This window comes from Parvularcula sp. IMCC14364 (assembly GCF_030758415.1).
GTDB lineage: Bacteria > Pseudomonadota > Alphaproteobacteria > Caulobacterales > Parvularculaceae > Aquisalinus.
The window spans coordinates 1,344,977-1,359,660 of sequence record NZ_CP132334.1; the positions used below are offsets into that span (position 1 = coordinate 1,344,977).

Sequence of the window (14,684 nt, forward strand, 5' to 3'; positions counted from 1 at the left end):
GCGTGTCCTCGCGGGAGGTTACTTCTGGTTCCAGAGAGAGACACACGGAATTTTGGTCTTATCGCAGCGCCCGGCATATTCACCGGCAATGGTCTTGATCTCTTCCATCAGGCCTTCATCAAGTGTGATCGGTGAAAGACCGAGACCCAGAAAGCGATCATTTGCCACATGCAGATCATTTTCGTCAGCCTCTTTACGCGGATTGTCGATATAGGAAATTTCTGCACCCGTCATTTCTGCAATCATCTTGGCGAGATCACGCACCCGGTGTGTTTCCGTCATCTGATTGAGGATGTTCACCCGCTCGCCTTTCTGGGGCGGGTTCTCCAGGGCCAGTTCAATACAGCGACAGGTGTCCTGAATATGAATGAAGGCGCGTGTCTGGCCGCCGGTGCCGTGTACCGTGAGCGGATATTCCACAGCCGCCTGCATCAGGAAGCGGTTCAGCACGGTGCCGTAATCGCCGTCATAATCGAAGCGGTTGATCAGATCATCATGCATCGCGGTTTCTTCCGTCTGGGTGCCCCAGACAATCCCCTGATGGAGATCAGTGATGCGGATGTCGTCATTCTTGTTGTAGAAATGGAACAGCAACTGGTCCTGGGTCTTGGTCATGTGATAAATTGACCCCGGATTGGCAGGGTAAAGGATCTCGTTATCGACCAGGCCCTGATCGGTCTCGACTTTGACCTTCAGATAGCCTTCCGGAATTTTCATGCCGGCTGTGCCATAGCCATAGACGCCCATGGTGCCGAGGTGGATGACATGAGTGTCGATGCCCGCTTCAACGATCGCCGCCAGCACATCATTGGTTGCACCCAGATTGTTCATGACCGTGTAGCGCTTGTGCTGCGCTGATTTCATGGAGTAGGGCGCAGCGCGCTGCTCGGCGAAGTGGATGATCGCGTCTGGCTGGAATTCCTTGATGAGGGTCAACAAACGGTGATAATTTTCGCCCACTGTGAAGTTGTAAAAACTGATCTCGTTACCTGTCAGTTCTTTCCAGACGTCCAGGCGCTGGTGGATCGGGCGGATCGGGGTGAGGGAATCAACTTCCAGTTCAATGTCGATCTTGCGGCGTGACAGATTGTCGACGATGCACACATCATGACCACGGCGCGATAGATAGAGACTGGTTGGCCAGCCACAAAAACCGTCACCACCAAGAACCATTACTTTAGACATAGTCGTTTAACACTCATGCTATTAATATGAACCGTCTTTGCAGCGGGACTTGTTTGTGTCAAACAAATTACGATCTAGGCTCAGGACCTATTAATTTGCAATGAGAGGCGAACTTTGATTGACGATGGCAAAGGAGATTTGCCATGTCGGACGTGTTTCTGCTTTCGCCTGCCCAGATGTCGAAGATCGAACCGTTCTTTCCCCGCTCGCACGGCGTGCCGCGTGTTGATCATCGGCGGGTTATTTCCGGCATTGTTTATGTGATCAAGCATGGCCTTCAATGGAAGGACGCTCCGCGCGAATACGGCCCACACAAGACGCTGTATAACCGCTTCCGCCGCTGGACAGAAATGGGCGTTTTCGACCGGATTTTCAGTCACCTGGAAGCGGAGGACGGCCCGCCGGACATGTTGATGATCGACGCGACACACCTGAAGGCTCACCGAACCGCGTGTAGCCTCCTAAAAGGGGGGGCACTTTCCCGCCATATCGGGCGTACGAAAGGCGGCCTGAACACCAAACTGCATGCGGTTTGCGACGGCGCAGGCCGCCCGCTGGCGATGTGCCTGACGGCTAGCCAGCCCTCAGGCCATATCGGCGCGAAGATCCTCTATCCCGTACTGCCGGACGGAACCGGGGCGATCATGATCGCCGACAAGGGCTATGATTCCGATGAATATCGCGCGGCCCTGAAGGCCAAGGGGCTGACGGCATGCATCCCGCCACGGAAACGACTGACATCCCCGGCCCCTTACTGCAAAGCCCGGTACAAACAGCGCCATAAGGTCGAAAACATGTTCGGTAAGCTGAAATTCTGGCGACGCATCGCGACACGCTACGACCGACGCGCCAATGTCTTCATGGCTGCAATCACTCTTGCTGCCATCGTCATATGGTGGCTTCAATGAGTCATCGTGTAATTTGCGGCTGCTTCCTCAAGACCTGCGAACAGGGCGAAACTTCTGGTGTGTGAAAACTCAGAAGAAAGGAAGCAGCCATGAAACTTTATGCGGGACTGGACCTGTCGATGGCAAGCACCGAAGTGTGCGTGGTCGATGAGAGCGGCAAGCAAGTTCACACCGAAACCATCGATAGTGTGCCTGAGGTGTTGATTGTCACTGAGAACTGACCCGGTATGCCCATAAATTGTCACTGAGAATTGATCCATGTGAACACATGGCCCCGACGTTTTTGGTTATGGAGATTTGGAGTGATCGACGTGGGATTTTTGAGTGTTATTCGACGCTGGGCATTGCGTGATAAAATGCCAATTCGAGAGATTGCCCGGCGGACGGGTCTGTCTCGGAACACCATCAAGAAGTATTTGCGCGAAGGCGCGGTGGAACCGAAGTTCAAGACGCCAAAACGCCCAAGTAAACTGGATCCCTATGCGGATCGATTGTCTGCCTGGCTATTGGCTCAGACCCGCAAGTCGCGCAAAGAGCGGCGCACGGTCAAGCAAATGCACGCTGATCTGGTTAAGCTGGGGTATGACGGGTCTTACGAACGCGTGGCTGCCAATGCCAGGACAAGCGGCGATATCCCCGGGCTCGGCGAGGCAGTTAAGGGGGGGGGGTGCGGGAAATCCTCGTCGATCAGGTCGCCTGGCTGGACCGTTTGGTGAAGGAGATTGCGGCCAGTTCAACGGCCTGCCAGATCCTCATGGGCATACCCGGGGTCGGGGTGCAAACCGCTGCAGCGGTCGCTGCTGCCATTGATAACGCCGACCGGTACAAACGATCGCGCGCCGCCGGGGCTTACTTTGGTCTCGTGCCAAGGCGACATCAATCGGGCGACGTGGATTGGGTGGGGCGTATTACCAAACAGGGCGATAGTCAGGTGCGCAAGCTCTTGCAAGAAGCCGCCAACTCGATCCTGCCCCGGGTCCGACAGTCCTTTCCCCTCAAGACATGGGTCATCAAAATCGCAAGGCGGCGAGGCTTGAAAAAAGCTCGTGTGGCGCTTGCCAGGCGTCTCGCGGTGATCATGCACGCCATGCTGCGCGATGGGACATTGTTCGAAGCTTAAAAGAGAGGTATAAAAATGTTGCCAGTGGTGACGCTTGATCGCCGATCTTCAGTGAAGCAGACCAGCTGGCGGCCATCCCGAGAAGGAACTCAGGGCCGGATGATATGCGAAGGCTGTCTGGTGAACGATCGATAGAGTTCGATTTGAGTCACTACAACGTTCGAACTTGTGAGACCCGATAGAGCACCGTCACAGCATACCGTTACCGTGAATGAGTGCGGACAGATCAGTGAGACCCTCCACGGATAACCGCCAGATCAATGCAAATTACAGATCCTGAGCCTAGTTTTCCGGAAAATGTAGCAGGTATCTGTGTATTCATCTGATCTAATCATAATGGTAATAAAAATAAGAAGGTCAGGACCGACTCACCAGGTAGGTACTTTGCTGTAGGAAAGCCTCAAAAAATCTTCCCGATACTTAATTTTTACCATGCGACATAAGTCATCTGTGTAACACTCTTTTAAGTACCTTTCCGAATTTGATTCATTTCTTGTTTCTTGGTGAAGAAATTTGAATTTCAAGCCAATTGATTTTGATATTTCCAAAATATCATTTTGATAAGTCTCAACTTTGCCGATATGATCGTACTGAATAGCATGATCCATAATCAGATGATGCTGCGGCATCCAATGTGTATTCATTTCGTGATCGGCACAGTTATAAATTGTTCTTACGAATTCTTCGAAGCTGATTGGTCTGTCTGTTAATGGGTCATTTTGAATGTGTTTAATGACTTGGTATCTGTAACTTTTGTGATTTATAATTTTATCTTTGTAAGCACTAAGTATTCTGTGGTAAGGGTTTCTTACAAAGGTGAATTTGTAGAATGATTTATCGCTTAGTATTTCTGGGAATAAGTGCATGATTTGAGTTGGTGATAACAGTGGAGAAAGGATTCTATCGTGAACATCTTCAAAATTCAAGTAGGTTACCTGCGAGCCCAACTCACAACTAGCTAAGTAATTTTTAGTCGTAGAGCAAGCCGCCTTAGGTACGGAAACATAGATATATTTGTACTGTAGCGAGATGAAGACACGTAAAATGAGTTGGTCAGGGTCTAAAATTCCCCGTAGATTTTCTGTTTTTGCACGGAACATTTGATTTGATGATGGAGGCAACGTTTTTCCCAATTTACGCAATTTACAATTCAGGTTTTATTCTAGATCGGTGATCGTTTTCAGTTCGTCAACAAAAGCAATATGCGGCAGGCTCGAGGGTTAGCTCACCTAGTCCGGTGTGAAAAGTTTTTTTCACACTTCACATCCATGCGTTACTGTAACTTTTTTGGAGTTTGCTGTCAGTGATGGCTAGGAGATTTTCCAGTGGTGGAGTTTAATTTATAGATTGTGCTGATTTGGGTGCACGTCACTGGGATTGGGCTCACATCAAGGTTGTGTTCAACTTTTAAAACAGCGAGCCAGTTTTTTGTGTTTTGTATTTCGCGATACATTGCTGGTCGTCATTTCGCCAATTTTTTGCCCGATCAGATACGCGCCAATGATCAAGCGGGTGTCCATCCCAGGGTCTCATGAATTCATCCAGAAATGCTTCGGAATTGTTATTTTTGTGATTGAGCCATTGTCCCCATTGTTCGGGTTTCAGCATCAGCGGGTGGCGATTATGGATCGGCCGCATGGCGTCAGTGGCATCCGTGGTGATGATGACGAACCCTTCGGTGACTTCGCCAGTTTCTGGATCTGTATTTTCTGTCCAAAGACCCCCAAAAGCGAAGGTGGCTTCGTCCGGCAATTGAAAAAAATGCCAGGGACGTTTGGTATTGTCCTCTTTTGATCCCTCGGGTTCATAGAAGCCGTCGGCGAAGATGAGACAGCGGGTGGAGGTGGCCATCTTGCGCCACATGGAGGGGTAGTTGCCTTTGGCGCTGGTCCAGAGACGGTCGTCTCTCGCATTGATCATCAGCTTGCCGAACTTGGACATGATGCCCCAATACATATGGCTGGCGATGTATTGGCCATCCTTCTCGATGACGACGATGGGCTTTTTCTGTTGCGGCTTGATATTGTAATAGGGGCCAAAATCGAGCGTGTGCTGGGTTGGCGTGATGGTGAGGTGGTCGTGATATTCCTCCCATCTGATCTCTTTGCGTCGTGCCATACAGCCGCACATGATGTGTCCCCGCTATTCTTGTTATTCTTTATGCTACTGGAAGCCCCCTTGACTCAGAACCCCGAAAATGCAGAGTTCGGGATGTGAACAAAAGCAGAACATATATTCCCAAGCTCAAGGGGGGGCGTGTCCATGAAGTCAGTGGGGACGGGGCGCTGGCTTTTGCCTTGCTGATGGCCTTTGGGGCCATGAAAGGCCGAGAAGCGCTTTGTATCGGGTCGCCGGACTGGCTGGCCGCTCTGCAGCCTCACGGGCTGGAGCGCTTTGTTGATCCTCAGTCGCTTGTGCATGTGGCCTGTCCCTTGAAGACAGATGTCTTATGGGCAGCCGAGACCGCTTTGCGGGCAGGGGCTGTGCGTGTGGTGCTTCTCTCGCTCTTTGCAACGCCGGACGGCAAGTCCCTCAGACGGTTGCAATTGGCAGCGGAAACAGGCGGCGCCTTGGGGATCATTCTGGTGCGGGAGGTGGCCTTTACGAGCCCCGCAGAAACGCGCTGGCATTGCCAGCCCTGTCGTCAGGGGGACGCACGGGGGCTGCATGTCTCGCTCTACAAGAACAAGTCGGGCGTTGAAGGAAGCTGGTATCTCTATGGGTATGGGGCAACAGAACATAACACGGGTGCTGGCCGTCTGGCTGCCACGCCTGCCGGTGAACCGGTATGGCCGGGCCGGCTGGCCCGTTGAAGCTTGCGCCTTTGCGGTCACGCAAGAAGATGGCAATACGGTCCGTCTCCTGAGTGTAAACCGGCAGGCAGAAGCACTGGGGCTTGAGGTCGGCATGACCCTGGCAGCGGCGCGGGCGAGCGTGCCTGATCTTGTCACAGAGCCCTGTGACTGTGAACGGGACCAGTTGTTTCTGCGGGCACTTCAGCGATGGAGTGAGCGGTTTTCTCCCTGGATTGCCACTGATGGTACTGATGGTCTTTTAATCAATGCCTCTGGCTGTGCGCATCTGTTTGGCGGGGAAGCTGCCATGATTGAAGAGATTTGCCTGATGCTGGGGGATTTGGGCGTTGAGGCTTATGGCGGACTTGCCGAGACCAAGGGGGCCGCCAAAGCACTTGCCCGGTTTGGTGGAGAGACACGGATCATTGAACCGGGGAGAGGGCGTGACGGGCTCGCTGCGATGCCGGTTGAAGCGCTAGGGGCAGGCGGGAGCGTGATGTTTGAACTGAAGCGACTCGGACTTCACCGGATTGGCGATCTCTACCCTCTAAAATCTGCCGACCTTGCCAAACGCTTTGGCTTTGCGTTTCTGGCGCAGTTTGAGCAATTGCTCGGAATCAGCGCTGATCCCGTCCTGCCTGCCGCAACCCAGCCAGTGTTCTCTGCCCGCATCACGCTACCTGATCCCACCGGGTTGCTTGAGGATGTGAGTGAAGCAGTCCGTCGTCTGACAGAACAGATTTGCAGGCGTTTGCATGAGCATGAATTTGGGGTACGGGCCTTGCAGCTCACCGCAGAACGGGCTGATCACGCCACTGAAGTACTTGAAATAGGTCTTGCCAGGCCCACACGCGAGGCAGGGCTGATTATGCGGCAGTTTGATTTGAAACTGCCAAAGCTTGATGCAGGCTCTGGTATAGATCTGTTACGCCTTGTTGCCACGGTAACGGAACCGTTCAAGCCAGTACAGAAATGCTTTGCTGAGGCAGAAAGCCCGGATGGTCTGGAAGCTCTGGTAGCGACATTAGGCAACCAGCTTGGTTTTGACCGGGTTTTACGCTGGGCACCCGTATCATCGCATTTGCCCCGCAAGAGTTTTCGGTTTGTCGAAGCTGTCCAGTGGAAAGCACTTGATGCATGGCCGTCAGGTTCTGCTGAACGCCCCTTGCTCAGTATAGACCATGAACCTGTCGCTATCGAAGAGCCGGGCCGACCGCCAAGGAAGTTCACCTGGCGCAAGAAGCCGTATGAGACGGTTTCGGCGGCAGGTCCTGAACGCATCGGGTCGGCCTGGTGGCAAGGGCCTGACGGCGAGGTGTTGCGCGATTACTGGCAGGTGGAAACAGGGGACGGGGCAAAGCTCTGGCTTGCCACACGGCCCGGCGAGAAGCCTGCCAGCTGGACGGTTGCCGGGGTGTTCCCATGAGTTATGCCGAGCTTGATGTCACCTCCAATTTTACCTTTCTGACCGGCGCCTCGCATCCAGAAGAGCTGGTCTCACGGGCCGCAGAGCAGGGGCTTGGCGCAATCGCGATTGCCGATGTCAATACTTTCGCCGGGATTGTCCGCGCCCATGCGGCGGCTGATGAAGTCGGTGTGCAGCTCATTGTCGGGGTGCGGCTAGTACTTGCTGATGGCACGATCTTTATTGCGCTGCCAACAGATCGTGCTGCCTATGGGCGCTTATGCCGTCTCCTGACCATCGGCAAGCGCCGCACGGTCAAAGGGTCGTGCGAGCTATATTTGAAGGACCTGGAAGACTGGCTCGGCGGCTCGATTGTTCTGGCACTGACGGCTGACAGACACGCGCTGGAGGTGGTTCGGCGCTGTTGTGATACTCTCTATCTTGCCTTGTCACCAGCCTATGATGGGCAGGATGCAGGCAGGTTTGAAGCGCGCACGGCCCTGGCTGAGGAACTGGCATTGCCCCTGGTCGCGACCGGGAATGTGTTGATGCATCATGGGAGCCGCCGGGCGCTAGCAGACATTCTGACCTGTATCCGGGAGCACTGTACCGTCGATGAGTTGGGGACGCGCGCGCTCTTGAATGGCGAGCGGCGATTGAAATCACCCTTCGAGATGCATCGGCTGTTCAAGCACTACCCTCAGGCAGTGCTGAATTCTGTTGAAATCGCGAATGCATGTACCTTCTCGCTCAATGAGCTGAAATATGAGTACCCGGACGAAATCACCGACGGCAAACCACCCCTGGAACGCTTGCGGGAGCTGACCGAAGAAGGGCTTGAACAGCGTTATCCGGATGGCGTGCCCTTGCGGGTCCGCCATATGGTCGACCGGGAAATGGCCCTGATCGAGAAGCTTGATTATGCCCGTTATTTTCTGACCGTGAATGATGTGGTGGCTTTTGCCCGGTCGCGGAAGATCCTGTGCCAGGGACGGGGATCAGCGGCAAACTCTGTGATCTGCTATGCCCTCGGGATTACCTCGATCAGTCCAGAGATCATTACCATGGTGTTTGAACGCTTTGTTTCCGAAGCACGCGATGAACCGCCGGACATTGATGTGGATTTCGACCATCAGCGCCGCGAGGAGGTGATCCAGCATATCTATGAGAAATATGGCCGTCACCGGGCAGGCATTTGTGCGACGGTCGCGCATTTCAGGACGCGCTCGGCGATCCGCGAGGTGGGCAAGGCCATGGGGCTCTCTGAAGATGCGATCACGGCCCTGTCGGGACAGATTTGGGGCTGGTCATCTTCGGGACCTGACACTGCCAAAATCTCTGCCGCCGGATTGAGCCTTGATGATCTCCGGGTGCGGCAAACGATTGGGCTGATCCGCCAGATCATCGGCTTTCCCCGGCATCTGTCGCAGCATGTGGGTGGCTTCATCATCACCAAGGGCCGCCTCGATGAACTGGTGCCGGTGGAAAATGCCGCCATGGAAGACCGGACAGTCATTGAATGGGACAAGGACGATATTGATGTGCTTGGCATGCTGAAGATTGATGTGCTGGGGTTGGGAATGCTCTGCGTGATCAGACGGGCCTTTGACCTGATCGAAGGTTGGAAAGGGACACGCTATTCACTGGCAACCCTGCCACAGGAGGACGTGTCGGTTTATGATCAGCTTTGTCAGGGGGACACGGTGGGGCTCTTTCAGGTGGAAAGCCGGGCGCAAATGGCGTTCCTGCCGCGCATGCGCCCCAGATGTTTCTATGATCTTGTCATCGAAGTGGCGATTATCCGGCCAGGCCCGATACAAGGTGATATGGTGCATCCCTATCTGAAACGCCGGCGCGGGGAAGAGCCGGTGGTCTATCCGTCAGCAGAGCTGGAAGAAGTCCTGAAGCGTACCCTTGGGGTGCCGCTGTTTCAGGAACAGGCGATGCAGATCGCCATGGTTGCGGCAGGCTTTGATGGTCATGAGGCGGATGGATTGCGCCGGGCACTTGGCGCGTTCCGGCGGGTCGGATCCGTCTCGGACTTTCAGGAGCGGTTTATGACAGGCTGTCTTGCGCGCGGCTATGAAAAGGACTTCGCCGAGCGCTGTTTCAAACAGCTGGAAGGGTTTTCAGGATATGGCTTTCCCGAAAGCCATGCGGCAAGTTTTGCACTGCTGGTCTATGCGTCAGCCTGGCTGCGCCATCACCACCCTGAACTCTATCTTTGCGCGATCCTGAACTCCCAGCCCATGGGGTTTTATGCGCCGGCGCAACTGGTGGAGGATGCGCGCGAGCATGGCGTGGAAGTACGGCCTGTGGATGTCAATCACTCTCGTTGGGAGAGCGTGCCAGAGCCAGATGGCAAGGGCGGTTTTGCCGTGCGCCTCGGCTTCCAGATCATCAAGGGATTGCAGAAAGAAGACGCGAATCGGCTGGTCTCGCAGCGAGGTGGTGGTTATGCCGATATTAAAGGGCTATGGCGACGGGCAGGCCTGGGGCAGCGCGCCTTGAAGAAACTTGCCATGGCCGATGCCTTTGCGTCTTTGGGGATCAATCGCAGAGAAGCGCTCTGGCATACCAAGGCGATTTCACCGGCAGGGCCACTGCCATTATTAGAGTGTGGTGACGCGGGTGAAGAGATTGACGAAGAAACAGGGCTGCCGGTCCTGTCGCATCGTGAAGATGTGTTTGAAGATTTCGTCAGTAGCCGGCTCTCTTTGAAGGATCATCCGGTGCGGCTTGTGCGTCAATCTGTGCCAGGGCAGGTGACGTTGAACCAGCAATTACGGGATGCGCCGCAGGACGGGTTTGTCACCCTGCTGGGAGCGGTCATCACGCGTCAGAGGCCAGGGACTGCCAGCGGCGTGATCTTCCTGACCCTGAAAGATGAAACAGGCGCTGCCAATGTGATTGTCTGGCCCAAAATGTTTGAGAAATTTAGGTCAACCGTGATGCAAGGGCGGTTGTTGAAGATCAAAGGCAAAGTCCAGAAAGAAGGGCTTGTCATCCACGTGATCGCTTTTGATATTGAAGACTGGTCACACCTCTTTGATGACCTCGGCATCGCTGAAAATGAGATGATCGATATGACCTGGGGCTCCCAGGATGAGGCGAAACGGCCCCAGATTGATAGCCGGGAGAAGGCGGGCGAGGACCACCGGCATTTGGCCGGGAGGCGGCCCGGCAAAGGCATCGGGCCACGGTCTCAACAGGCAGCTGCGATACATCCGAGGCAGCAGGCTGGACGGTTGTTTAAAACACGGGATTTTCGATGAAGGGAAAAATACTTATTCACTATAAAGATGAAAAATTTCCTACTTGCAATCTCTCGGCTGAAGCCGGGCCGGGCTCTCGTGAACCAAGCCCGGCCATGCCGGTCTTGGCCATTCGGCGTCGATCCCTGATGCCGGGAAAATAGAGCCACCGGACGGTGGCACTGATCTGGCCCCGCGCTGACGCACTGTTCGGTTTGGCGCTGCCAAACCTGCCGGCTCGTGCGCCGGTCCCTGACCATTTCACGCGCGTGAAATGGTCAGGGCATGCGGGGGCTCGCAGGGCGGGGCCGCAGCGGCGCTTCCCACTGCCTCCCATTATTCAAGGAAAAGGCAGAGGGGTCGCCGCTGCCCGCTGACGCGGCCATAGAGCGCGACGGCACGGGGGCGTGCCGGCATGTTTGATGATTTCCCTGAGGCAGTCGGGGTGGGCGGACGGACCGGATAGCCCCGAGCCGGTGCCGTGTACAACCGCCCTGGCTTTTGATCCGTTTGAATTAGTTGAGTGGTCCTACCAGGTCGGATTGACCCGCCCCCTCAGGGGCTCGGCGCTTACCGGTCTTTTCCGCCGCCCACCCCGCCTGCCGGGGAAATTGGTTGACTGGGAGCTATGGAGGCCGACATGCAAACGCAAACTACCGGAGCGCCAGCGGATCATGGCCGAGCAACCTGGAGGTGAGAGAATCTGGCGCGTGCTTAAGCGGCACGTAAAACGGGGCCCTCGCCAGGATCCGGGAAAACCCGACTTGGGTTATCTGGAGGCGCTGTCACAATGATCTGGGAGAGGTAAAGCGGGTTAGAACCGTTGACGCAAGAATTCTGCAACGGAGGGCGAATTTCTTGTAGAATATTCGCATGACCTCAGCATCAATTGTATATCACTTGAATTATTATGTATCATATGATATATTGTTGCGTAAGAGGTAGATCGTCATGAGCCAAATAATACAAAACGCATTTGAGCCTGTCGCCCAGTTACCGGATATCTTAAGTGATCCGAAGCGCCGGAGAACTGTATCTTCTGTCGCCCTGAAACTCTTTTTACGTCTTACTGAGAGCTGGGGCCTCAATGGAACACAGCAAATGCGATTGCTGGGTGATGTACCAAGACCAACCTTCCAGCGTTGGAAAAAGAGATTAGCCGATGGACAGCCCGTCGAACTGGACCGCGATCAATTAGAGCGCATTTCGCTGTGCCTTGGTGTTGAGAAGGGGCTGAAAACGATCTTTGCAGATGAGGCAGCGGGATTACGCTGGCTCCTGGGAGCTAATACCGATCAACCTTTCCATGGTCTCTCACCGGCTGACAAAATGTCAGAAGGCGGCATCATTGGTATGCATGCGACGCGCCAATATCTTGATGCGTGGAGAGGCATTCGGTGATCGACTTTGCGCTGAAGCGTATTCGAGGGCGCACACTGCGCCTGATCAATTCGCGCTATCCGCCCATCGATATCTTTGATGGACTGTATGATACTGAGGAAGAAAAGCGCATCGCGCTCGAGCTTGAGCTTGCCACCAACCCACGGGCAAATGAGATCCTGGGAAGACTAAGTGCCCTTCCGCAAGGCTCGTTGCCCGTCGAAGGGCGCGGCGATGGTGCCGCCTATGTGGTAGCGTCATTCCTCTACACCTCACAAGAGGGGGGCAGGTACAATGGTGAAGGCCTTGGGGCCTGGTATGCAGCGCGCAATATCAAGACCGCCATTGCCGAGACCAGTTATCACAATGAACGGCGGTTGCGCGCCTCTGTGGGCGGGTTTCCGAACCGGATACAACTGCGGGAGTTGGTTGCAACGATAGATCTGAGATTGGTTGATATCAGAGGATTGAGGGATGAGGCATCCGAACTCTATCATTCGACTGATTACACTGGCTCACAAGCCTTTGCTAATGATATCAGATGGCCCCACCATGAAGATGGCAAGGATGGTCTGGTCTATGATAGTGTACGTCATGATGGCGGAGAGAACATTGTGATATTTCGGCCGCAAGCCATTCCATTGCCCGTCATGCAAGGGGATCACTATCAATACGATTGGGATCGCAATGGTGAAATGACAGTTTCAAAACTGAGTGGTGTTTGAGGGAACTCGATGGAGTGACCCGACCCCTTTGAATGCAGCCATCTAATATTAGTAAAATGGCTCAATTGAAGCGCTCCCCAATGTTGGACCACCTGGCCGGAGTATTTTCCGGTTTGATGATCATGGCGGGGAGGCGGCCTGGTAACGGCATCGGGCCACGGTCTCAACAGGCCTGCGATACATCCAAGGCAGCAGGCTGGTGACGGACAAGGTGCTTTAGCGGGCCACGAAGATGACATTGAGGAAACTTTTTACGCCGACACTGAGCCGTCGACCTCAATTTATGTCGAGGGCTGCTCTCAGATAGGTCCAGATATCGGCCACGACCGTGCTCAGCGGGACGCCTTTGAGTTCGGTGCCGTCGGCGTAGGTCAGCCATTGCCTGGCCTTTGCCGGATCCTCTGCGAACGCCATGGAGAGACCTTGTGGCGCCTCAGTCGGGATAGGTGTATTTCGGCGTTCGAACGTCGCCGCGATGGCTACGCACAGGTCGCCCGGCTCGATCTTGGTCGCGCTTGGAATTGCCCAGAGGTCATAGAAATCTTTCATGCGGCCGTTGATGAGGCCGAGCGCGACGACCGCCTGGAATTTCTCGGCGATCACCGTTGCCGGTGAATAGGCGCGGATGCGCGCGGGCTCGAAATCGAGGATCGATCCGTACTCGATCTCATAGTTTGGGTCGGGCAGGGCGTCACCGAAGCCAAGATCAATGGTGATCGGAATTTCTGTCTTGCCGAGATAGGCCACAGTTCGCAGGCGTTTGCCGCCATAGACCTGATTTTCGCGGATGTCGGTCGTGGTGATGGTGTCAATGCTGAACTCAAGACCGTCTCCGGCGTCGAGTGCCAGGATTTCGGAGAAGATTGCGGTCAGCGCTGCATCGCCGGTTTGGCCGAACGCGAGGAAATCAATGTCGCGTGTGAAGCGGCCGGGATCGGTGGTCCAGAGGGTGACCAGCATTCCGCCCTTCAGGACAAAAGTGTCACGGTACGGAGATTTGGACAGGCGGCAGATGAGCCACTCCAGACCGAACGCGACAAGCAGTGTCTAGAAGTCGCGGCCCTCTGACCGGGCAAGGTTCAGGAGGCGCTGGCGCACCGAAGCCGCGATGTTCGTTGGTGACTTAGCCATTCGAGGTCAGTACCTCCAGATAGGGGCGCATGATCTTGGCAGCGCCATAGTCCGCAGCGGCCTGCATGAGGACAGCTGGCGTGGCCTTGCGTTGATGGAGGGCCGCCTTGAGCGCCTCGATCGCCACCGACCGATCAACCAGTTTCGGATTTCGGAAAGCATCCGCAATCGACTTTGGCACGGAATAGATGCGCACCTGTGTTCCGCCGATCTGATGTGCTTCCGCGCCATCGGAAAAGTAGGGCTCGCGGAACCTGACGACGCGCACCGGCGGATAGGCGATCGACGGCTCCCAGTCCTTGGCGCCAATCGCAAACCAGACCTTGCGGGGCAGTTGGTCTGTCAGACCATGAAAGGCCAGTGCGGAGAGAAGGCAGATGACCGACCGCGGCGCCCGCTTGGTGACTTCCGCAAGATTGGTGTTGAGATCTGCTTCCGCATCGGCTGCCTGATAGAGGCCGCGACCAATCCGGGCGACGTCGCCAGCTTCCACCGCCCTTGAGATCGCGGTTGCGCTGACGCCAATCTCCCGCAGCTCGACCGCGCGGGCGATGTCGTGCTTGCGCAGATAGGCAAGGAGCCTTTCCTGCTGCGTTGCAGAGGGTGATGAAGCGTGTTTCATAATCTCGGACAAGACGCGTTTCTGTCCGAGGTTATGTAACACGCTGATTGGTATTCGTCGAGTGGGTGATCGGAGCAGCCCGACCCTGGTGCAATCGCAAGCTGGAGCCGTCACCGTAACTCGGCTACTCTCCTGTTGACGGACTCTCCATTCAAATGA

At 55.0% G+C, this 14,684-nt stretch carries 13 protein-coding genes and 1 pseudogene; 9 read left to right on the plus strand and 5 right to left on the minus strand.

Annotated elements, in window-relative coordinates; all coding sequences use genetic code 11:
- Positions 1 to 18: 18 nt before the first annotated feature.
- Positions 19 to 1,185 (minus strand): NAD-dependent epimerase/dehydratase family protein, encoded by a 1,167-nt coding sequence (locus tag RAL90_RS06435; RefSeq protein ID WP_306250226.1) that lies wholly within the window; start codon positions 1,183 to 1,185, stop codon positions 19 to 21.
- A 143-nt stretch (positions 1,186 to 1,328) separates the two neighbouring features.
- Between RAL90_RS06435 and RAL90_RS06440 the strand changes: the two genes are divergently transcribed.
- The 4 genes and pseudogenes from RAL90_RS06440 to RAL90_RS06455 all read left to right on the plus strand — a co-directional run bounded on the left by RAL90_RS06440 (position 1,329) and on the right by RAL90_RS06455 (position 3,213).
- The gene (locus RAL90_RS06440; RefSeq protein ID WP_306253696.1) at positions 1,329 to 2,093 is read left to right on the plus strand and encodes an IS5 family transposase; all 765 of its coding nucleotides are present in this window, start codon (positions 1,329 to 1,331) and stop codon (positions 2,091 to 2,093) included.
- Positions 2,094 to 2,182: 89 nt separating this feature from the next.
- Entirely contained in the window at positions 2,183 to 2,314 is a 132-nt protein-coding gene (locus RAL90_RS06445) for a hypothetical protein (protein ID WP_306253697.1), read from the plus strand.
- Between the two features lie 90 nt (positions 2,315 to 2,404).
- Positions 2,405 to 2,713: pseudogene (locus RAL90_RS06450) on the plus strand (helix-turn-helix domain-containing protein); the annotation flags it as partial.
- 47 nt (positions 2,714 to 2,760) lie between these two features.
- Positions 2,761 to 3,213, plus strand: coding sequence for a transposase (locus RAL90_RS06455; RefSeq protein ID WP_306253698.1), 453 nt, complete (start codon positions 2,761 to 2,763; stop codon positions 3,211 to 3,213).
- Between the two features lie 368 nt (positions 3,214 to 3,581).
- Here the strand turns inward: RAL90_RS06455 and RAL90_RS06460 are convergent, their stop codons facing one another.
- Both RAL90_RS06460 and RAL90_RS06465 read right to left on the minus strand, forming a co-directional pair.
- Entirely contained in the window at positions 3,582 to 4,355 is a 774-nt protein-coding gene (locus tag RAL90_RS06460) for a sulfotransferase family protein (protein WP_306253699.1), read from the minus strand.
- A 265-nt stretch (positions 4,356 to 4,620) separates the two neighbouring features.
- Positions 4,621 to 5,331 carry an SOS response-associated peptidase gene (locus RAL90_RS06465; protein WP_306253700.1) on the minus strand — a complete coding sequence of 237 codons (711 nt, stop codon included), beginning with the start codon at positions 5,329 to 5,331 and terminating at the stop codon, positions 4,621 to 4,623.
- 95 nt (positions 5,332 to 5,426) lie between these two features.
- Between RAL90_RS06465 and RAL90_RS06470 the strand changes: the two genes are divergently transcribed.
- The 5 genes from RAL90_RS06470 to RAL90_RS06490 all read left to right on the plus strand — a co-directional run bounded on the left by RAL90_RS06470 (position 5,427) and on the right by RAL90_RS06490 (position 12,772).
- The gene (locus tag RAL90_RS06470; protein ID WP_306253701.1) at positions 5,427 to 6,026 is read left to right on the plus strand and encodes an ImuA family protein; all 600 of its coding nucleotides are present in this window, start codon (positions 5,427 to 5,429) and stop codon (positions 6,024 to 6,026) included.
- Positions 5,932 to 7,434 carry a DNA polymerase Y family protein gene (locus RAL90_RS06475; protein WP_306253702.1) on the plus strand — a complete coding sequence of 501 codons (1,503 nt, stop codon included), beginning with the start codon at positions 5,932 to 5,934 and terminating at the stop codon, positions 7,432 to 7,434. The genes RAL90_RS06470 and RAL90_RS06475 overlap by 95 nt, the downstream gene beginning before the upstream one ends.
- Positions 7,431 to 10,688: an error-prone DNA polymerase gene (locus RAL90_RS06480; protein WP_306253703.1), complete on the plus strand. Its 3,258-nt coding sequence runs from the start codon at positions 7,431 to 7,433 to the stop codon at positions 10,686 to 10,688. The genes RAL90_RS06475 and RAL90_RS06480 overlap by 4 nt, the downstream gene beginning before the upstream one ends.
- A 930-nt stretch (positions 10,689 to 11,618) precedes the next feature.
- Positions 11,619 to 12,068, plus strand: a complete 450-nt coding sequence (locus RAL90_RS06485) for an antitoxin Xre-like helix-turn-helix domain-containing protein (protein WP_306253704.1) — start codon at positions 11,619 to 11,621, stop codon at positions 12,066 to 12,068.
- Positions 12,065 to 12,772 (plus strand): RES family NAD+ phosphorylase, encoded by a 708-nt coding sequence (locus RAL90_RS06490; protein ID WP_306253705.1) that lies wholly within the window; start codon positions 12,065 to 12,067, stop codon positions 12,770 to 12,772. The genes RAL90_RS06485 and RAL90_RS06490 overlap by 4 nt, the downstream gene beginning before the upstream one ends.
- Positions 12,773 to 13,048: 276 nt before the next feature.
- Here RAL90_RS06490 and RAL90_RS06495 read toward each other — a convergent pair whose 3' ends face one another.
- Together RAL90_RS06495 and RAL90_RS06500 are read right to left on the minus strand one after the other, a co-directional pair.
- Positions 13,049 to 13,816: a nucleotidyl transferase AbiEii/AbiGii toxin family protein gene (locus RAL90_RS06495; protein WP_306254047.1), complete on the minus strand. Its 768-nt coding sequence runs from the start codon at positions 13,814 to 13,816 to the stop codon at positions 13,049 to 13,051.
- 79 nt (positions 13,817 to 13,895) lie between these two features.
- A complete protein-coding gene (locus tag RAL90_RS06500) occupies positions 13,896 to 14,537 on the minus strand; it encodes an AbiEi antitoxin N-terminal domain-containing protein (protein WP_306253706.1) in 642 nt (213 codons plus the stop codon).
- Between the last annotated feature and the right edge of the window lie 147 nt (positions 14,538 to 14,684).